Source organism: Paenibacillus sp. FSL R7-0204 (assembly GCF_038002225.1).
In the GTDB taxonomy this organism is placed as follows: domain Bacteria; phylum Bacillota; class Bacilli; order Paenibacillales; family Paenibacillaceae; genus Paenibacillus_AQ.
In genome coordinates this window covers 4,272,460-4,292,682 of the sequence record NZ_JBBOCA010000001.1, presented here as the reverse complement: position 1 = coordinate 4,292,682, position 20,223 = coordinate 4,272,460, and the positions used below count along the sequence as shown (strand labels likewise).

Below are 20,223 nucleotides of genomic sequence, written 5' to 3'. Positions count from 1 at the left end.
GGCCTAGCCGCAGCCGCATGATTATCGAAGGGGGACAACTTAGCATGTTTGCAGCACTAAAAGGTCAGACCGCCCTTGTAACCGGAGGGTCCCGGGGGATCGGCCGCAGCATAGCCTTGGCACTCGCTGCTCATGGCGTGAAGGTTGCGGTGAACTATTCCGGCAGCCTTCAGGCGGCTGAAGAGACCGTGGCCCTTATTCACGAGCTGGGCTCGGAAGGAATTGCTCTGCAGGGGAATGTCGGCCGCAGCAGTGACGCCGAGAACCTGGTCAAGGAGGTTATCCAGACCTGGGGGAAAATCGATATCCTGGTGAACAATGCGGGCATTACCCGGGATAATCTGATCATGCGTATGAAAGAGGAAGAATTCGATCAGGTCATCGAGACGAATCTGAAAGGCGTCTTCAACTGTCTGAAGGCAGTAACCCGTCCGATGATGAAGCAGCGTTATGGCCGGATCATCAATATTTCCTCGGTCGTGGGTGTCACAGGGAATCCCGGACAGGTGAACTATACCGCTGCCAAAGCAGGTGTAATCGGAATGACGAAGTCTGCGGCCCGCGAGCTGTCTTCACGTGGAATCACCGTGAACTGCATTGCGCCCGGCTTCATTGATACCGACATGACCCGCGAGTTGTCCGATGAGGTTCGCAGTGAGCTGATCAAGGGGATTCCCTTGGGAGAGCTTGGGCGGGCGGAGGACATTGCGAATGCGGCGGTATTCCTGGCTTCAGAAGGGGCAGCCTACATGACAGGCCAGACGCTTCATGTGGATGGCGGAATGTACATGTAAGGCTTCGCAGGGCATTAGATCATTACGGGGGAAGATGGACAGAGGCGGCCAGGGCAGCGTTTTTTATGCTCTATGGTATTTTGACTTCATATCTCGTATAATACCAAAAGAGGAGGTGAACCGGATGTCCGATGTATTAGAGCGTGTAACACGCATTGTCATCGACCGCTTAGGTGCCGATGAAGCAGAGGTAACATTAGAAGCGTCTTTCAAAGATGATTTAGGTGCTGATTCTCTTGATGTAGTAGAATTGGTAATGGAATTGGAAGATGAATTCGACATGGAAATCTCTGATGAAGATGCAGAGAGAATTACGACCGTGGGTGAAGTTGTGAAGTACATACAATCTCATACCTAGAGTCATATGATTGAGGGTCCCGTTCCTGCCAGGGCGGGACTTCTCCTCATTTTACGGTTCTTTAAGCCAAGCGTCCGCGAAGTGGTGCATGAGCATCTTGATGAAGATAATAACAGAACCGCAGATTAATTAATCTTGCGGCGACTGCAGTTTATATAGACATCTGGCATGTTTGCGTTTACAAATTGTAGAGGTACACAGCCTATAGACGGGGTGATTATGTTTGAATCATAGAGTAGTTGTAACTGGTATGGGTGTAATGACTTCGCTGGGTAAGGATCTTGAGACATTCTGGGATAGTCTCATGAGCGGCAAGTCCGGAGTATCCCTGGTTGAAGCTTTTGATGTCAGTGAATATCCAACACGAATCGCTTCCTCGGTCAAGGATTTCGATGCGGAAGCCCGCTTCGGGCGCAAGGAAGCCCGCAAGATGGACCGGTTCGTACAATTTGCGGTTGCTGCCGGTGAAGATGCGCTGAAGGACAGCGGACTTACAATCGGTGAAGATATCGATGCAGAGCGGATCGGCGTGTCTGTCGGCTCTGGAATCGGCGGCCTCGGCACATGGGAAGATAACCACAACCTGCTGCTCGAAAAAGGCCCGAAGCGGGTCAGCCCGTTCTTCATTCCGATGATGATTGCCAACATGGGCTCCGGCCAGCTGTCGATCAACCTCGGGGCCAAGGGACCGAATACAACGACAGTGACCGCTTGTGCGACAGGCAGCCACTCCATAGGGGAATCCTTCCGTCTGATTCAGCGCGGTGATGCGGATGCGATGATCTGCGGCGGTGCGGAAGCGACCATTCGTCCTACAGGAATGGCAGGCTTTTGTGCCATGAGAGCCATGTCTACCCGCAATGACGAGCCGGAGAAGGCCAGCCGCCCATTTGATGTGGACCGTGACGGTTTTGTCATGGGCGAGGGTGCGGGAATTCTGATTCTCGAATCCCTGGAACACGCCGAGAAGCGCGGAGCCAAGATCTATGCCGAAGTCATCGGGTACGGTCTCAGCGCCGATGCCCACCACATGACGGAGCCTGATCCTGACGGTGCAGCGCGCTGCATGAAGATGGCGATCCGTGATGCCGGCATTAATCCTGAGGACATCGACTACATCAATGCGCATGGTACGTCAACACCGGTAGGCGATAAATCAGAGACAGCCGCTGTGAAGAAAGCGCTCGGAGAGCATGCGTACAAGGTAGCGATCAGCTCGACCAAGTCGATGACAGGCCACTTGCTTGGCGCTGCCGGCGGGGTAGAGGCGATTATCTGCGGACTGTCCCTGCAGAAGGGTATGATTGCTCCAACGATCAATTTGGACAACCCTGACCCGGATTGCGATTTGGATTATGTTCCGAATGTGCCGCGTCAGGCGGAGCTGAATATTGCGATGTCGAATTCCTTCGGATTCGGGGGACATAACGCGACCGTTATTCTCAAAAAATATAATAAGTAAGGGGAGACAGTGCAGTGAAAGGAGACCTGAAGCAGTTACAAAGCCAACTTCAAATCCAATTTCACGATCCTGTACTTCTGAAGCAGGCTTTCACCCACGCATCTTATGTGAACGAACACCGGTTCAATCAGCATCAGGACAACGAGCGCCTGGAGTTCCTGGGTGATGCGGTGCTTGAGCTGACGGTGTCCGAATATCTGTATAATCTGCTCCCGGACAGACCCGAAGGAGAATTGACCAAGCTGCGTGCTGCGATTGTCTGCGAGCCGTCGCTGGTCCGGTTCGCCGAGACCTTGGGCTTCGGGCGGTATGTACTGCTGGGAAAAGGGGAAGAGCTTACGGGCGGACGTACCCGCCCCGCGCTCCTTGCCGATGTGTTCGAAGCCTTCGTGGGAGCACTCTATCTCGATCAGGGCCTGGAGACGGCCCGGAGATTCCTGGATAATCACGTATTCCCGCTGGTTGAAACCGACGGTAAGCTGCAAATGCAGATGAGCGACTTCAAGACAGAGCTTCAGGAACTGATACAGCATCATGGATTGGGTACGCTGGAATATCGGATTATTGAAGAACGCGGACCGGCGCATGAGCGCGAGTTCGTCTCAGAAGTATATATGGCCAGCCGTTCGCTCGGCAGCGGCAGCGGCCGCTCCAAGAAGGAAGCGGAGCAGCAGGCAGCCGCAGCGGCATTATTGCTTCTGAAGGAAGACGGTGCCTGAAGGCAGATTTGAACATCTGAAATGCGGAGTAGAGCAGCAATGGTCTGAATGCCGGCGGTTCGGCGGAAGTCAGACTTTTGCTGCTCTTTTTCGAAAGGTCGGAAAATATATGTTTTGGGGTAAACTTCGAAGCAGGTGCACCACTTTATGGGGTTGTTTTGGCAAGGAAACACTATGGTATAATGGGTCAGAGGTGAGTGGCGAGTTATGTTTCTGAAACGGATTGAATTAGCAGGCTTCAAATCATTTGCCGACAAAACGGAGATGGAATTTGTACGCGGAATTACGGCTGTAGTCGGCCCGAACGGAAGCGGCAAAAGTAACATATCCGACGGTATCCGCTGGGTGCTTGGGGAGCAGAGTGCCAAATCCCTGCGCGGCGGCAAGATGGAGGATATTATTTTTGCCGGAAGTGATGCCCGCAAAGCGGTCAACTACGGCGAGGTCTCACTGACGCTGGATAACGAGGATCATGTCCTGCCGCTGGATTTCAGCGAGGTGACCGTGACCCGGCGTGTCCACCGCAGCGGCGACAGTGAATATCTGATCAATAAGCAGGCCTGCAGGCTGAAGGATATTACAGAGCTGTTCATGGATACCGGTATCGGCCGTGAAGCTTATTCGATTATCGGACAAGGCCGGATTGAAGAGATTCTCAGTACCCGTTCGGAAGACCGGAGGGGTATCTTTGAAGAGGCTTCAGGTATTGTTAAATATAAGTCACGCAAAAAGGATGCCGGCCGCAAGCTCGATGAGACCGAGCAGAATTTGCTGCGGATTCATGACCTGATCAGTGAGCTGGAGGATCAGGTGGGACCGCTGAAGGACCAGTCCGAGAAGGCGATAAGATACAAGGAGCTGCGTGAGCAGCTGAAGCATCTGGAGATTTCGGTATATGTGCATCAGATCGAAGGCATACATACTTCCTGGCAGGAGGGCAACGCCCGCCTGGAGGTGCTGAAGACAGAGCAGCTGGAGCTGTCCACTGTAGTCTCTGCCCATGATGCCAAGCTGGAGAGCGGCCGGGCGGAGCTGCGTAATCTGGAGCAGGAAGTGGAGAAGCTGCAGGAACAGCTGCTGCGCAGCAGCGAAGCCAACGAGAAGAGCGAAGGCTATGGAGAGCTGCTGAAGGAGCGCCGCAGGAATCTGGAGCAGAACCGGGAACAGCTCATGCAGACTCTGGGTTCTGTAGGCGAACGTTCCGAGGGGCGGCAGCGTGAGCTGGCCGAGCTGGAGCATAAGCTGAAGCAGACCCGGCAGACGCTTGCGGAGCTGCGGGCACAGCTGGCGGATGAGGAATCGAAGCTGCAGGGTGTGGCCGGAGGCATCAGCCAGAGCAAGGAAGAGAAGCTGAAGAGCGCTCTGCTTGAGCTGATGAACCTGATGGCCCAGGCGCGCAACGAGATCCGCTATGCGGATCAGCAGAAGGAGAGCCTGGAGCGGCGGATGAGCCGCAGCCAGGAGGAGAGCGGCAAGTGGACAGCCCGGCTGCAGGAGCTGGTCTCTGCACAGAGCGGGCTGAAGGATAAGATTGCCGCGCTCGGCAAGGAAATCGGCTTGCTGCGCGGCGCGTACATTACGGAGAGCGAGCAGACCGGCAAACGGCAGAAGCTGCTCGAAGAGACGCAGAGCGGCCTGCGCAAATGGGAGCAGAAGCGCGAAGCCCAGGTGTCCCGGCATGAGACGATGAAGGAAATGCAGGATGATTTTGACGGCTTCATGCTTGGGGTCAAAGAGGTGCTGAAGGGCGCGCGCAAAGGACAGCTGGGCGGTGTACACGGGGCGGTTGCCGAATTGATCTCTGTTCCTGAGAAGCTGGAAATGGCGATTGAGACCGCGATGGGCGCTTCCTTGCAGCATGTGGTTATGGAGAATGAAGCGGTGTCCCGGCAGGCGATTGCATTCCTGAAGCAGCGTCAGCTAGGGCGGGCGACCTTCCTTCCGCTGGATGTTATCCGGCCCCGGCAGATTACCGGCAGTGACCGCAGCATGGTTCAAGGTTCTGAAGGGTTTGTTGGTATCGGTTCGGAGCTGGTCGGTTATGAAGAAAAGTATGGCAGTATTATCGGAAGCCTGCTCGGCAATGTCGTAATCGCCGAGAGTCTGGAGCAGGCGAACCGCATTGCGGCCAAATGCCAATACCGCTACAGAGTGGTTACGCTGGAAGGGGATGTGGTCAATGCAGGCGGTTCGATGACGGGCGGCAGCCAGCATAAGAAGAACAACAGCCTGCTTAGCCGCAAGCGCCAGCTCGACCAGCTCTCCGGCGAGATTGAAGAGAGCGAGCAGCAGATTGACAAGCTGAAGCAGGGGATCAGCCGCTTGCGCGCCGAACAGGACAAGGGCTCCCAGAAGCTGGAGCAGCTGCGGCATGACGGTGATGAGAAGCGGCTGGAGGAACAGCGCGTATCCGGCGATCTGAAGCAGCTGGAGCAGGAGCTGCGGCATGTGCAGGAGCAGGTCGAGGGCGCAGGCGCGGAGCGCAGCGGCTTCGAGCAGGAGGTACGCGGGCTGGACGAGGCCCGCAAGCAGGCGGAAGCAGAGCTGTCCCGGCTGGAGAAGGAAGAGCAGGAGGCGCACGCAGCCATCCGCAGTGCCGAGTCGGACCGCAAGGCGAATGAATCGGCCAAGGAAGAGCTGCAGGGCAAGCTGACCGGGATGAAGGTCACGGAAGGTAAGCTGGATCAGGAGATTTTCTCCCTGGAGGAGCAGCTGCGCCGGATGAGGCAGGACGCCGGCTCCCAAGAGAAGGAGCTGCGCCAGAGCCGCAGCCTGCTGATGACCATCGAGCAGGATCTGGAAGAGAATGCTCGGGAGACAGTGAAGCAGAAGGAAGAGGTCAACAGTCTGAGGCTGAGCAAGGAAGATACGTCTGCGAGGCTTGACCTGGCCCGTGCTGATCGCGCGGCGATCTCGCGCAAGCTGGAGCTGGCCGAAGGCGAGACCAAAGACCAGCGTCAGGCGCTCAGGGCAGTTGAGGACAAGCTCCGTTCCACGGAGGTTGCCGTTGGCCGGCTCGATGTGGAGCTGGACAATATCCTCCGCAAGCTGAGCGATGATTACGAGCTGAGCTACGAGCTAGCGAAGCAGCGTTATCCGGTGCCGGAGGATGTGCCTGCGGCACAGCTGGAGGTGCAGCGTCTGAAGCGCAGCATCTCAGGTCTGGGCGAGGTCAACCTTGGCGCAATTGAAGAGTATCAGCGGGTGCATGAGCGGTATACTTTTCTCAGCGGGCAAAAGGATGATCTGGTGGAAGCCAAGACAACGCTGTATCATGTCATCCATGAGATGGAAGAGGAGATGTCGAAGCGCTTCAAGCAGACCTTCGATGCCATCCGCCGCGAGTTCGGCACGGTGTTCACGAAGCTGTTCGGCGGCGGCCGGGCAGATTTGCAGCTGCTGGACCCTGAGCATATGCTCGATACAGGGATTGATATCGTTGCCCAGCCGCCGGGCAAGAAGCTGCAGAACCTCCAGCTTCTCTCCGGCGGAGAACGCGCCTTGACCGCGATGGCTTTGCTGTTCGCCATTCTGCAGGTCAAGCCGGTGCCGTTCTGCGTGCTGGATGAGGTGGAGGCGGCGCTGGATGAAGCCAACGTGGTGCGCTTCGCCCAGTACCTGCGCGAGTTCTCGGAGCAGACGCAGTTCATCGTAGTGACCCACCGCAAGGGAACGATGGAGGAAGCAGACGTACTCTATGGCGTGACGATGGAGGAAGGCGGCGTATCCAAGCTCGTATCCGTGCGGCTGGAGGACGAAGAGGCTGAGATAGCTTAATTAGACGCAGGATTCATGAAGTGATCCCTATAACCCTTTAGGAGGAAGCATAAGCATATGAGTTTTTTCAAAAAACTGAAAGACAGTATCTCCGGCAAAACGGAAAGCGTAACGAAACAGTTCCGCGACGGTCTGGAGAAAACACGCAAGGGCTTCGTTGAGAAGGTCTCTGATCTGATTATCCGCCGCAAAAAGATAGATGAAGAGTTCTACGAGGAGCTGGAAGAAATTCTGATCAGCGCCGATGTAGGCGTGAATACGGTCATGAATCTGGTGGAGGAGCTGCGCGCCGAAGTGAAGCAGAAGCGGATCGAGGACGCGGCAGAGCTTCAGCCGATTCTCTCCCGCAAGCTGATGGAGCTGCTGCGCGGCGATGACGACAATAGTCTGAATGAGAATCCGGACGGAATTACCGTGATCCTGTTCGTTGGCGTTAACGGAGTCGGGAAGACGACGACCATCGGCAAGCTGGCGCACCGCTACAAGCAGGAAGGTAAGAAGGTTCTGCTGGCGGCAGGCGATACCTTCCGTGCCGGAGCCATTGAGCAGCTTGAGGTGTGGGGCAAGCGTGCCGGAGTGGATGTTATTAAGCAGCAGTCGGGCTCGGACCCGGCAGCGGTGATGTTCGATGCGGTTCAGGCTGCCAAACAGCGCAGTGTGGATGTGCTGATCTGCGATACGGCAGGCCGGCTGCAGAACAAGAGCAATCTGATGGAAGAGCTGAACAAGATCTTCCGTGTCATCCAGCGCGAGATTCCAAGCGCACCGCACGAGGTGTTGATGGTGCTGGATGCGACCACCGGGCAGAATGCGCTGACTCAGGCTAAGCTGTTCGGCGAGAAGAGCGGTGTGACCGGTCTCGTACTGACGAAGCTCGACGGTACGGCGAAGGGCGGTATCGTGGTAGCGATCCGTCAGGAAATGAACCTGCCAGTGAAGCTGGTCGGCCTCGGCGAGAAAATGGAAGATCTCCAGCCGTTCGACTCCGACCAGTTCGTGCACGCCCTGTTCGCAGGCATGATCTCGGAAGAAGCAGACGCCGAAGAATAACCACAACAATAGATAGCTGCGAAGCAACCTCCCTTTGGAATGAAATATTCCCGGGGAGGTTTTTTGTTGAACGGATTGGACCCGCTGAGAGGGGAGGGGAGAGAAAATAGTTGGATTTTCTCCACTTGCTGATGAAAGAAAGGTCTCTGTTAGGCAGGAGTTGGAAAAACAACACTTAATTGAGCGCATTTCAGCCAATGTGGCTGATACTAACACTAGCAGTTGTAGTTTTTCCACTTGCTTTCCCCTATCCCTCAGAAATCGAAGAATTAAGATACGTTTGTCCACCTGTTGTTGCGGGGCTGCCGCTTCTTGGCTTCCCGCGCAGAATCCCCCGCCACGGACATATCCTCCTCTGCCGAAAGGAGCCTCCACCAGTACATAAGCATCCTTCGGTTTACTCCCCTTTTGGCGTTTCAAAGAATACACCAAAATTATATTAAAAATACATCATATGAAAAATTCATATTAGTAATGCTTGTCAGCACTCCGGCATACAATGGGATGTGGAATGAACGTGCAGCACCCTGAAAAGCAAGTTTAAGAGAAAGGAAACGTTTCCAAACCGGCAGGATGGTTTAGAAACTCCATTTTGCTGTTATATATATTGACATGAATAATATCATTTACGTATTATGAAGATAGTAAATCATATTTTCGTGGTGAACTTTTTAATTTTTGAACTTATTTGTTAAGAAACATAACACATTATACTGATCCGAGAGGAGTCGGGCTCATGTCCAAACTAGATCCTTTGCCCGGTCTGTCTCCGTATCCGCTGCAGCATTTCTATGATGAGATGTATGCGGATGAACGGAACGTCCGGCCTCATTACAAGCATGTGCACCGCATGTTTTCCGGGATGAGCCCCGAAGAGCTGCAAGGCAAGCAGAAGCTGATGCAGCGTCGGATGATGGAAGAAGGCATTACCTTTACGCTGTATAATCCGGCACAGGATCAGCCGATGGAGCGGACGATTCCGTTTGACATGATTCCGCGCATTATTCCCAAGGGGGAATGGGAACGGCTGGAGGCGGGCATCGTGCAGCGGATTACCGCACTGAATCTGTTCATTCATGATATTTACCATGAGCAATACATTGTGAAGGACGGCATAGTACCGCGGCGGATGATTATTTCGAACTGTTATTTCCGGCCGGAAATGTCCGGACTCCGCGTGCCCGGCGGTGCCTACATCACAACTTCAGGAATCGATCTGATCCGGCATCATGACGGCGAGTATTATGTGCTGGAGGATAACCTGCGAACACCCTCTGGCTTCTCGTATCTGTTCAAAGGCAGATCGCTCATGAATCAGCTGTTTCCTGAATTGTCCTTTGCCAGCTCCATCCGCGATGTGGATCACAGCCTGAACCGTTTCCTCTCCGTGCTGCGCAGCCTGTCCCCGTCCCGGACCAAAGACCCGGTCATTGCTCTGCTGACACCGGGGGAATACAATTCGGCTTATTATGAACATGCTTTTCTGGCGCAGCAGATGGGCATTCATCTGGTTGAGGGCCGCGACCTGGTCGCGCAGGACCACAAAATCTATCTGAAGGTAATGAACGGGCTGCGCAAGGTCGATGTGCTGTACCGCCGCCTGGATGATGATTTCATTGATCCGCTTGCTTTTCAGCCCAGCTCATTGCTTGGGGTCGCAGGTCTGATGAATGCCTACCGGGCAGGGAATATCGCGATTGCCAATGCGCCCGGAACCGGGGTAGCGGATGATAAGGCCATATATGTGTATGTACCGGATATTATCCGCTATTATCTTAATGAGGAGCCGATTCTGGGCAACGTGCCGACTTATCTGCTGTCTCGGCCACAAGAGCGCCAATTTGTGCTGGATCATCTGTCTGAAATGGTGGTGAAGGAGACGTCGCTCTCCGGGGGCTACGGCATGCTGATCGGAAGTGAGGCCACGAAGGAGGAGCTAATAGACTTCCGGCTCAAAATACTGGCAGAACCCGAGCGTTATATCGCCCAGCCGATTATGTCGCTGTCCCGTGCACCGGTCTTGTCAGAAGGCAGTATGGCTCCGCGGCATATCGATCTGAGGGCATTTGTGCTGATGGGGGCTGACCGCAAGCCGCATGTCATTCCAGGGGGCCTGACCCGGGTGGCGATGCGTGAAGGCTCGCTGGTCGTGAATTCCTCCCAAGGCGGCGGAGTGAAGGATACCTGGGTAATGGCCTAGAGACTATCTAAGTTAAAGGGGTGGCTAGAATGCTGAATCGCAATGCGGAGGCTCTATTCTGGATCGGCCGGTATATTGAACGGGCTGAGAATCACGCCCGGCTAATCGACGTGCATTACCATATCCAGCAGGAAGAGGATTTCCAGCAAGAGGGCCACAAGTGGTCACGCCTGATTGACGCGCTTGGGGTACGGAGCGAATATCTGCGGCAGTTTGAGAGCTTCAACGAGCAGGATGTATTGTCCTTCATCACACTGGATATGGGGAATACCAACTCCCTATTCTCCTGTGTGCATCAAGCTAGGAACAATCTGCGCACCCTGCGCCAGCATCTGCCGAGTGAGCTGTGGGATATTGTCAACGGCTTCAACCTGTGGCTGGGGGAGCAGTCGGTAGCAGATATCATGCGCGGTCCCCATCAATTCTATCAGCAGGTCAAGGAACGGGCGGCGATGTTCCTCGGTGCGGAGCAATCGGTGATGCTGCGGGGCAATGAATGGCATTTCATCGAGAGCGGCCGGTTTCTGGAGCGGGCAGAGAATACGACGCGTATCCTGCAGACCGTCACGGTATCCTGCAAGTCGAAGGATATCAATTCTATCTATACTCAGCTTCAGGCCGTGCTGAAATCGGTAAGCGGCTATCAGTCCTTCCGCCGGTATTATGCCGATGATATGTCGCCGGAGTGCATTCTTGAATTCCTGATCGTGAACCCGTTCTTTCCCCGTTCGATCCGCTTCTCGTTCCACAAGCTGGAGGAGCATCTGGCCAAGCTGGAGCTGGACACTGCAGAGAAGGGCTCTGGGCATGAGAAGGTGATCCGGCAGGCGGGCAAGATCAAGGCGGAGCTGGATTACATGGAGAAGGATGAGATGTCCGGGGACCTGGCCCTGGATGTGCTGGATGCACTCATGATATCCTGTCAGAGGCTCGGCAGAACGATGGACGGTGCTTTTTTTCGCCGTGAAGGAGTATCGGTATGAAAATACAAATCAATCACACAACCACCTACAGCTACCCCGAGCCGGTGACGGACAGTGTCAATGAGATCCGGCTGACGCCGCGCACGAACTACCGGCAATCCTGTTATCATCATGAAGTAGAGGTGCATCCGGCGGCCAATCTGCTGACCTATGAGGATTTTTTCGGTAACCGGGTCCATGCTTATTCAGTGAATAAGCCGCACACGGAGATGGTCATTCACACCAAAGCTACCGTGGTCACGCTCGACAAGGCGCAAGGCACGGATCTGCCGCATATACCGCTGGAGGAGCAGGTGAAGCTGCTGAATGACGAGAAGTTTCAGAACCGGTATATAGAGTTTATTCTGCCTACCCGGTACACCGAGGTGACGCCGGAGCTGGTGGAATTCGCGTCGCAGCATCCTTTTGAGGAAGCCGAGGATATGTATGAATGGACCCGGAAGCTGTCATCCACCATCTATGAGCAGTTTACGTACGATCCTGAGGCGACCAGCGTCAATACTACGGTAAAAAGAGCACTGATGCTCAAGCGCGGAGTCTGCCAGGACTATGCGCATCTGATGATTGCGGTCTGCCGCAGTGTCGGCTTGCCTTCGCGTTATGTGAGCGGGTACCATTTTGTCGGGGATCTGCAGGGGGGCAATGCCAACTTCGAACAGGCCTCCCATGCCTGGGTGGAGACACATATTCCGGGTACGGGCTGGCTGGGCTTCGATCCGACCAATAATGTTGAAGTGAACTGGCGGTACATCAAGCTGGGGCATGGACGGGATTATAAGGATATTGTTCCGGTTAAAGGCGTATACCGTGGAGGAGCGGGCAAGCTTACGGTCAAGGTGGATGTACGGCAGCTGGAGAATTGAATTTGTTATTGGAGACCCCGCAGATGTGGGGTCTTTGCTGTTGCCGGTAAGCCGCACTCTAGACCCAATTAGCAGATGTGCTGTGCATGTTGCACGAGGTTTGTGCAATTTTTTGCATAACATGATTATAATCAAGCACCAATTGGGTAATCTTGAAACAGAGCCATTACAAGCTGAATGGTATTCACGGAAGGAGAGTGTACATATGAGCCCCAATATAGCAAAAAAGCAGCGTTTTCAGGGGAAAACAGCCATAATTACAGGTGCGGGCTCGGGAATCGGCAGAGCGGCAGCGATCCAGCTGGCACGTGAAGGCGCGAATGTCGCCTTGTTCGATCTGGTGAACGAACGTACTCTGGTCCTGGAACAGAAGCTGAACAAGCTCCGCAAGGACTGTGCATTAGCAATTGATGTGGATACTTCGGATGCCGGCCGGATGGAGGAAGCGGTGCGCAGAACCGTGGAGCATTTCGGAGGTCTGGATATTGTGTTTGCCAATGCAGGCATTAACGGAGTAGTCGGGCCTATTGAGGAGCTGAGCGTAGATGATTGGGAGAAAACCCTGTCGGTCAACCTCACAGGTACCTTCCTGACGCTGAAATACAGCATTCCCCACCTGAAGGAGAAGGGCAAAGGCAGCATTATTATTACCAGCTCGATTAACGGCAACAGCAGATTTACCAGCTTCGGCTGGTCACCATATAGTACTACTAAGGCCGGTCAGGTCGCTTTTGCCAAGATGGCTGCATTGGAGCTGGCCAAGTTCAAAATCCGCGTTAATGTCATTTGCCCGGGAGCGATTGCCACGAATATCGACGAGAGCACGGAGTGGAACGATGATGTAGAGTCCATTGTCATTCCAATTGAATTCCCTGAAGGAGCACAGCCGCTGGCAGACGGACCGGGCAAGCCGGAGAATGTCGCCGATCTGGTCGCCTTCCTGGCCTCGGATGAATCCATTCATATTACCGGCTCGCAGATTGTGATTGACGGTGCGGAGTCGCTGCTGTCTTAGGCATATTCTGCCGCCCGTTTCTGCTATGAGACACTGCCATGATTGGCGGTGTTTTTCTTTTGCCATAAACAATCTAATTAGATGGTTGTAAAATAACAAACGAAATGATAATATGTCTATATTAAAGTAAACAAAGGGTGTGGTGGTCCAGTTGACAGAAGAGAATGAGGCGGTGCGGATATCAGAGAAGTTCTGGAATGCGTCCATTGCAGAATTGAAGCAGGGCTATAATGTGGAGACGGAAGAGCGGACGGAAAAGTATCATTGTCTGGTCTGCGGTGCTGCCTTTGAGAAGGGCTTGATCTATCAGGATGGCGGGCAGTATTACGAAGCGGAGAAGTTCGCCGCTCTGCATGTGGACAGGGTTCATGGCGGGATGTTCAATTGGCTGCTGACGCTGGACAAGAAGCTGAGCGGGTTAACCGAATTGCAAAAGGGACTGCTCCAGGCCTTCCGCCAAAGTCTTAGCGATGCAGAAGCAGCCAAGGCGCTGGGAATCGGCAGCACCTCTACGGTACGTAACCACCGGTTCACACTTCGCGAGAAGGTGAAGCAGGCCAAGCTGTTTTTGGCGGTTATGGAGCTGGCTGAGGAGAAGCCGGGAGCTTCATCGCCTTTTGTGAGTATTCCGCGCACGGCTGTGATGCTCGATGAACGGTTCGCGATTACCGAGCAGGAGAACGCCGAGATTCTGGGCACCTATTTCAAACAAGGGCCCGACGGCCCATTGTCGGAGTTTCCTAAGCGGCAGAAGCGGAAGGCGGCAATTCTGCGCCATTTGCTGCAGCGTTTTGAGACCGGGCGCAGGTACAGTGAGAAGGAAATCAATGCGGTGCTCGAAGCGGCTTACCCCGATTACGTGACGCTCCGGCGGTATCTGATCGATTACGGGCTGCTGGACCGTGAAGAAGACGGAAGCAGCTACTGGGTGAAATTATAACGGAGAGAAGAAGGGGAGAGAAGAAATGACGGATAAAACGAGACGCAAGGAACTGGGATATAATTACGCACACTCGCACAGGCCGATGGGGGTATACCGGATTGTGAACACCGGCAATGACAAAATGTATGTGGGAAGCAGCCTGAATCTGGACGGGGTCTGGAATAAGCATAAGTTCATGCTGGATATCAAAGGCCATGACAACAAGGCGCTGCAGGAAGACTGGAATGATCGCGGTGAAGCGGGCTTCCGCTTCGAGGTGCTGGAGCAGATTAAGCCGGAGGAGGATTTCGTGGCAGATGTGCAAGAGCTGAAGAAGTACCGCAAGATGCTGCCGGACATGGAGAGTAAATGGCTGGAGCAGCTGTCTCCTTACGGGGAGCGCGGCTATCATAAGCAGAAATAGAGGGTAGGTGGAGATGGGAACGGAAGGAATTTCATCAGCGGCTGTGGTAAAATGAGGGCAAAGCTGTGGCGCCAGGTAAGCCGGATATAATAAGAAGAGATGCTCAGCTGCTGATGAAAGGTGCGGTGTGTATGGCTATATTATCTTGGCTTGCAGAACAGAGAATTCAGGAAGCGATGCGCAGCGGAGAGTTCGCCAATCTGCCGGGGCACGGCAAGCCGCTGGCGCTGGAGGATCTCTCCGGCGTACCGGAGGAATTGCGGATGTCCTACAAGCTTATGAAGAATGCCGGGCTGCTGCCGGAGGAAGTGACGCTGCGGGCAGAGTGCGTAACGCTCGAAGAGCTGCTGGTGACTTGCCACCGCAGCGGCAACAGCACTGCCGGGGAACGCAGGGAGCTGGAGGGCAAGCTCTCCCTGAAGCGGCTGCGTCTTCAGATGCTTTTGCAGGAACGGGGTCTGGAAGGCAATGCTGCATATGCGGATTACGGGGACGCTATCGGGCAGCGTCTGGCCGGGGTGGAAAGGGAAGATACTGAGTAGTGAGTGATAGGTAGGCCTACTGTGGATAGCTGATAGTATAGTGAGTAGAATAGGTGAGTTGGATAGTTGAATGGATGGATAGTCGAGCTTGTGAATAGGCGAACGGCTCAGTAGACGAATATTAGAGTATGAGGCCTCCGATTCATGGAACCGGGGGTTTTTGCGCGAAGATTAGATGGGAACGGAAATAGGTGGATTTTCTCCACTTGCTGATGAGCGTATCGGCGCTTCGGGAACAACAGTTGGAAAAACGGCACTTAAGTTATCACTATGTTCGCTTTAGCGGCAGACCTAACAGCAATAGCTGCCTTTTTTCCACTTGCTTGCCTGTAAACGTATGATATCAACAAATTAAAATGCGATTTTCCACTTATTGTTGTATTCTCAAACAGCAGCAATGAACCGCTTGATATCTGGAATGAATTCGCCGATGATAGGGAGATGGAGATTTAACTTAACTTTTAGCAGATGATGGAGAGATGAAATGAAGCAGCTTCCTATTATGCAGGTGCTTCCTGACCTGAAGAGAATTCTGACAGACCGTGCAGCGGCGGTTCTGATTGCTGAGCCTGGAGCGGGGAAGACAACGGCGGTGCCGCCTGCTTTTTTGGAGCAGCCTTGGCTGGCCGGTAAAACGATCCTGATGCTGGAGCCCAGACGCCTCGCCGCCCGTTCGGCCGCAGCTTATATGGCTGCTTGTCTGGGAGAGAGTGTGGGACAGACCGTAGGCTACCGTATGCGGATGGATACCCGGGTGGGGCGGAATACACGCATTGTTGTAGTAACGGAAGGCGTGCTGACGAGAATGCTCCAGAGCGATCCTTCGCTGGGGGATGTGGGGCTTGTGATCTTCGATGAGTTCCATGAGCGCAGTCTGCATGCGGATCTTGGACTGGCACTTGCGCTTGAGGCGCAGAGTGTGCTGCGCGAGGATCTGCGCATTCTGGTGATGTCGGCGACTCTGGACGGAGACCGAGTAGCTTCTCTGCTGGGGAAAGCTCCAGTTGTGCGTTGCCCGGGCCGTACCTATCCTGTGGATACGATCTATATGCCGGAGGCAGGCAACGCTTCTCCTGAGAAGTCTGCAGCCGCCGCTGTCCGCCGTGCGCTTGCTGAGCAGCCGGGGGATGTGCTTGTTTTTCTGCCCGGTGAGCGGGAGATCCGCCGGACGGAGCAGGAGCTGGCGTCAGGAAGTCTGCCGCCGGGGACGGTGCTGCGGCCGCTCTATGGCCAGTTGCCGCAGCCGCAGCAGGATGCGGCGGTGGCAGCTGCGGTGGACGGCGAGCGGAAGGTCGTGCTGGCCACTTCGATTGCCGAGACGAGTCTGACAATCGAAGGGGTACGCTCGGTGATTGACACAGGGCTCCGCCGGACGCAGGTGTTCTCTGCGCGTACCGGCATGCCGCGCTTAACGACGGTGCCGGTCTCGAAGGCATCGGCCGATCAGCGGCGCGGCCGGGCAGGCCGCACCGCGCCGGGCGTCTGCTACAGGCTGTGGAGCCGGGAGGCGCATGATCATCTGCCGGACGATAGTGTCCCGGAGATCATGGAGACCGACCTGGCGCAGCTCGCCCTGGAGCTGGCGCTGTGGGGCGTGCGCGATCCGGGAGCGCTCGCCTGGCTGGACGCGCCGCCTGCCGCGCCTTACGCGCAGGCCACGGCGCTGCTGCGCCAGCTCGGCGCGCTGGACGCCGGCGGCGCCATTACGCCGCACGGCCGCAGCATGGCCGTGCTTGGCGCGCACCCGCGCATCGCGCATATGCTGCTGCGCGCGGCAGACCTTGCAGCCGCGCCGCTCGCCGCCAGGCTCGCTGCGCTGCTGCAAGAGCGGGACCTCTTCAAGGGTCCCGCGGCTCTGGACAGCGACCTCACGCTGCGCGTGGAGGCGCTGCTCGGGTTCGAGCGCTCCGCCAGCAGCGGCGGAGCGGACCCGGCGGCCTTGCGCGCGGTGCAGCGCGAGAGCCGCAGCTTCCTGGCGCAGCTGCAGGCAGCGCCGGGCGAAGGGCCCGGCGACATCAGCTGCAGCGGCCTGCTGTTGTCGTTCGCCTATCCCGACCGCATCGGGCAAGAACGCGGCAATGGCGCGTTCCTGCTGTCCGGCGGCCGGGGGGCGGCGATGCGCGAGGGGCAGCCGCTGGCGCGCTCGCCCTACATCGTGGCACCCGGCGTGGATGACCGTGCCGGGCAGAGCCGGATTATGCTTGCCGCAGCGCTCTCCGAGCAGGACCTGCTGAAGCATCATGCGGACAGCCTTCTGGAGGAGCGCGAAGTCTTCTGGGACAGTGAGAGCGGAAGCGTGAAGGCGCGAAGAGTGACCCGGCTGGGGGCGCTCATTCTGAAGCAGACGACCCATGAGCGGGCTACTCCCGAGGAGACAGAGAACGTGCTGCTGAAGGTGATCGCTGCGGAAGGGTTACAGCTGCTGCCTTGGGAGAAAGGGACCACTCAGCTGCGGCAGCGGATGGAATTCATGCACTCGCTGCGGGCCGACTGGCCCGATATGTCGGATGAGGCGTTGACGGATACCTTGGAGGAATGGCTGGCACCCTTTATACAAGGGATGCGGAATCTCCGTGATTTACAGCGGGTAAAGCTGACGCAGGCACTGGAGGGAATGCTGGACTGGAACAGCCGCCAATTGCTGAACAAGGAGGCGCCGACGCATATTACGGTACCGAGCGGATCGCGGGTTCCCTTGGATTACAGCAATCCGGGAGCGCCGGTACTGGCAGTCAGGCTGCAGGAGATGTTCGGGCAGACGGATACTCCGAGGATCGGCGGAGGGAAGGTCCCGGTGCTGCTGCACCTGCTGTCTCCGGCGAGAAGGCCGATGCAGATTACCTCAGATCTGGCGAGCTTTTGGCAGAACACCTATTTCGAGGTGAAAAAAGATCTGAAAGGCCGTTATCCCAAGCACTACTGGCCGGATAATCCGCTGGAGGCAGTACCGACTAGCCGTACCCGTCCTTCCAAATAGAATGTGGCGGTGAACAGGTATTAGTGCAGCCAGTGAAGCTTTTCCTGTTTGGGCATCGCGTGAACGGGTAATAGAGTAGCGAACAACAATTACGAAGGAGGGCTTCAAGTGACAGAGAAAATTATTGGCGTATTCGATACGGAACAAGAAGCAACCAGAGCAATTGAAAGTTTGCAGAGTCAAGGGTTCACGAACGATGAGATTTCAGTAATTACGAAGGATCGAGATGACCTGAAACACATCTCCGAAGATACAGGAACAATGGCGCCGGAAGGCGTTGCCACAGGTGCAGCCACCGGCGGCGTAGTGGGCGGTATTACAGGGCTGCTCGCCGGGATCGGTGCGCTGGCCATTCCGGGAATTGGTCCAATCCTTGCCGCAGGCCCAATCGCAGCTACGTTAACAGGGGCTGCCATCGGAGTAGGAGCGGGCGGTCTGGTGGGCGGATTAATCGGACTCGGCATTCCCGAGGATGAGGCCAGAGATTACGAAGGCTACATCGACAGCGGCAAAATCCTCGTCCTCGTCGATGACAACGGCCGCGGAAGAGATATCCATACCGTGTTCCGGGGTAACCGTTCACTCAACTCGGGCAGGTACGACAGCCTGTACCCGGAGGATACGCTGGCAGACCGCAGGGCAACGAACCCGGATCTGGTCCCTAAGGACACAACGGTCGGCAATACCTTGGGCAACAGGGGCGCGATGAATGCAGACCGTGACCCGGACCTCTACAACCGCGACAAAATCTAACCCTATAGCGGGACACTCCCCGCTAATATAGCACCCTCAAAGAACTGCCTGCCGGCGAACATGCCGGGGCAGTTCTTTGTGCTTGTTTTGGAAATTATAATATTCGTCTGCTATGGATAAAGGAGGAACAGAGACCGCATGAGTGAAGAAGGAGGAATCCTGCAAAAAGTGCAACATTACTGCTCCTTAAAAGCGGCCGGTGAGAGAGGTATTAGCATCATTCACCTGGCAGAGTGATTTTGTGCTGATTAACCTAATTGTGCTAGAGGATGATTCTGGTCATGATCAGATCTGTTTGCTCCTCGTCACCCATATAGAAAGAGTGAGTTCCTGTCTGTACGAAATTCAATTTTGTATAAAAGGCAACTGCGTTTTCGTTTTGTTCCCAAACCCCCAGCCAGAGCTTCCTCTTATTCTTTTCGGCCGCGATTTCCACCGCTTTCTCAATCAGCTGTTTCCCTAGTCCCAGCCTATGAAAGGACCTTCTAATATAGATCCGTTCCACTTCAAGCGAGTCCTTATCCATATGTTCTGTTTGGGCATCATCGGCGTTAAGCTTCATGTACCCGGCAATTTCTTCATTATAATAGATGAAATAAAATTCAGAATGGCGGTTGGCGCATTCTTTTTTTAATTGCTCTGTACGAAATGCTCTTTTCAAATAAGCTTCCATAGCTTCTGGTGAATTTTGATTTTTGAAATCAAAATAGTCATCTGTAATTCTCCTTTTGTATAATCAATAGTCCCGTTTGTTTCCCTTTTTTACAAATCCCCAGTCTTTTTCCACATTGGACCTGACTCTTTGCAGGAGTTTTACCAGGGTTTCTGCCTCACTTTCGGAGAAGCCGGACAGCGCTACGCTATTAGAATAATCGTTCTCCCTTTTGAGCAGAGGGTAGACGGCCTGCCCTTTCTCTGTAGGGATCAGCCTCTTGATTTTTTTGTTATGCTGATCTTCATTTTTTTCAATAAAACCGTTAATCTCAAGCTTCTGTATAGCACGTGCAGCCGTTGTCCGGTCCACCTTAATCATTTCAGCCAGCTTCTCCTGGATCATCCTCGGATGCTCACAGATCCGCATCAGATACAAATATTGCCCCCTGGTAAGGTCGTATTGCTTAAATTCGATATTGCTGATAGAGTCCAGTGACCGGGCAATCATTCCAACCTCGCGTAGAATCTCTTTCATAATCACAGCCCCATTGATCATGTATTTTCCAAGCCTATAGTTTAAAATAAATCTACAACACCAAGCAATTAACTACATGCGTACCTAATCCCCTCAAGATCAATGTATTGCCGCACCCAGAATGACCCTTCTATACATAAGAGTGATCGTCTGCGGGGAGGCCGAGGGGTGAAATTATTCATGTTATTTCATCAT

The 20,223-nt window shown here is 54.7% G+C and carries 17 protein-coding genes; 15 read left to right on the top strand and 2 right to left on the bottom strand.

Annotation, left to right across the window (positions count from 1 at the left end; translation table 11 throughout):
• Nucleotides 1-44 precede the first annotated feature (44 nt).
• From fabG to MKX42_RS18860, 15 genes are all read left to right on the top strand, one after another.
• Nucleotides 45-794 (top strand): 3-oxoacyl-[acyl-carrier-protein] reductase, encoded by a 750-nt coding sequence (gene fabG / locus MKX42_RS18930; protein ID WP_340753859.1) that lies wholly within the window; start codon nt 45-47, stop codon nt 792-794.
• A gap of 124 nt (nt 795-918) precedes the next feature.
• Complete coding sequence (gene acpP / locus MKX42_RS18925) at nt 919-1,152, top strand: acyl carrier protein (protein WP_036694165.1); 234 nt, start codon at nt 919-921, stop codon at nt 1,150-1,152.
• Nucleotides 1,153-1,375: 223 nt separating this feature from the next.
• Nucleotides 1,376-2,614, top strand: coding sequence for a beta-ketoacyl-ACP synthase II (gene fabF, locus MKX42_RS18920; RefSeq protein ID WP_081751295.1), 1,239 nt, complete (start codon nt 1,376-1,378; stop codon nt 2,612-2,614).
• A gap of 14 nt (nt 2,615-2,628) precedes the next feature.
• The gene (gene rnc / locus MKX42_RS18915; protein WP_036694163.1) at nt 2,629-3,333 is read left to right on the top strand and encodes a ribonuclease III; all 705 of its coding nucleotides are present in this window, start codon (nt 2,629-2,631) and stop codon (nt 3,331-3,333) included.
• 207 nt (nt 3,334-3,540) lie between these two features.
• Nucleotides 3,541-7,110 carry a chromosome segregation protein SMC gene (gene smc / locus MKX42_RS18910; RefSeq protein WP_340753858.1) on the top strand — a complete coding sequence of 1,190 codons (3,570 nt, stop codon included), beginning with the start codon at nt 3,541-3,543 and terminating at the stop codon, nt 7,108-7,110.
• Nucleotides 7,111-7,167: 57 nt separating this feature from the next.
• Complete coding sequence (gene ftsY, locus MKX42_RS18905) at nt 7,168-8,160, top strand: signal recognition particle-docking protein FtsY (protein WP_340753857.1); 993 nt, start codon at nt 7,168-7,170, stop codon at nt 8,158-8,160.
• A gap of 736 nt (nt 8,161-8,896) precedes the next feature.
• Nucleotides 8,897-10,360, top strand: coding sequence for a circularly permuted type 2 ATP-grasp protein (locus MKX42_RS18900; RefSeq protein ID WP_340753856.1), 1,464 nt, complete (start codon nt 8,897-8,899; stop codon nt 10,358-10,360).
• 29 nt (nt 10,361-10,389) lie between these two features.
• The gene (locus MKX42_RS18895; protein WP_340753855.1) at nt 10,390-11,343 is read left to right on the top strand and encodes an alpha-E domain-containing protein; all 954 of its coding nucleotides are present in this window, start codon (nt 10,390-10,392) and stop codon (nt 11,341-11,343) included.
• Nucleotides 11,340-12,206 carry a transglutaminase family protein gene (locus tag MKX42_RS18890; protein ID WP_340753854.1) on the top strand — a complete coding sequence of 289 codons (867 nt, stop codon included), beginning with the start codon at nt 11,340-11,342 and terminating at the stop codon, nt 12,204-12,206. The genes MKX42_RS18895 and MKX42_RS18890 overlap by 4 nt, the downstream gene beginning before the upstream one ends.
• Before the next feature lie 205 nt (nt 12,207-12,411).
• Nucleotides 12,412-13,221 (top strand): SDR family oxidoreductase, encoded by an 810-nt coding sequence (locus MKX42_RS18885; protein ID WP_340753853.1) that lies wholly within the window; start codon nt 12,412-12,414, stop codon nt 13,219-13,221.
• Nucleotides 13,222-13,372: 151 nt separating this feature from the next.
• A complete protein-coding gene (locus MKX42_RS18880) occupies nt 13,373-14,161 on the top strand; it encodes a DUF2087 domain-containing protein (RefSeq protein ID WP_340753852.1) in 789 nt (262 codons plus the stop codon).
• A 25-nt stretch (nt 14,162-14,186) separates the two neighbouring features.
• The gene (locus MKX42_RS18875; RefSeq protein ID WP_340753851.1) at nt 14,187-14,567 is read left to right on the top strand and encodes a GIY-YIG nuclease family protein; all 381 of its coding nucleotides are present in this window, start codon (nt 14,187-14,189) and stop codon (nt 14,565-14,567) included.
• Nucleotides 14,568-14,698: 131 nt separating this feature from the next.
• Nucleotides 14,699-15,109 (top strand): DnaJ family domain-containing protein, encoded by a 411-nt coding sequence (locus MKX42_RS18870; protein ID WP_340753850.1) that lies wholly within the window; start codon nt 14,699-14,701, stop codon nt 15,107-15,109.
• 484 nt (nt 15,110-15,593) lie between these two features.
• Nucleotides 15,594-18,086: an ATP-dependent helicase HrpB gene (gene hrpB, locus MKX42_RS18865; RefSeq protein WP_340753849.1), complete on the top strand. Its 2,493-nt coding sequence runs from the start codon at nt 15,594-15,596 to the stop codon at nt 18,084-18,086.
• A 108-nt stretch (nt 18,087-18,194) separates the two neighbouring features.
• Entirely contained in the window at nt 18,195-18,839 is a 645-nt protein-coding gene (locus MKX42_RS18860; protein ID WP_340753848.1) for a general stress protein, read from the top strand.
• A gap of 262 nt (nt 18,840-19,101) precedes the next feature.
• On the opposite strand, the gene MKX42_RS18855 is transcribed toward MKX42_RS18860, so the two are convergent.
• Both MKX42_RS18855 and MKX42_RS18850 read right to left on the bottom strand, forming a co-directional pair.
• Nucleotides 19,102-19,560: a GNAT family N-acetyltransferase gene (locus MKX42_RS18855; protein ID WP_340757734.1), complete on the bottom strand. Its 459-nt coding sequence runs from the start codon at nt 19,558-19,560 to the stop codon at nt 19,102-19,104.
• 15 nt (nt 19,561-19,575) lie between these two features.
• A complete protein-coding gene (locus tag MKX42_RS18850; protein ID WP_340753847.1) occupies nt 19,576-20,028 on the bottom strand; it encodes a MarR family winged helix-turn-helix transcriptional regulator in 453 nt (150 codons plus the stop codon).
• Nucleotides 20,029-20,223 lie beyond the last annotated feature (195 nt).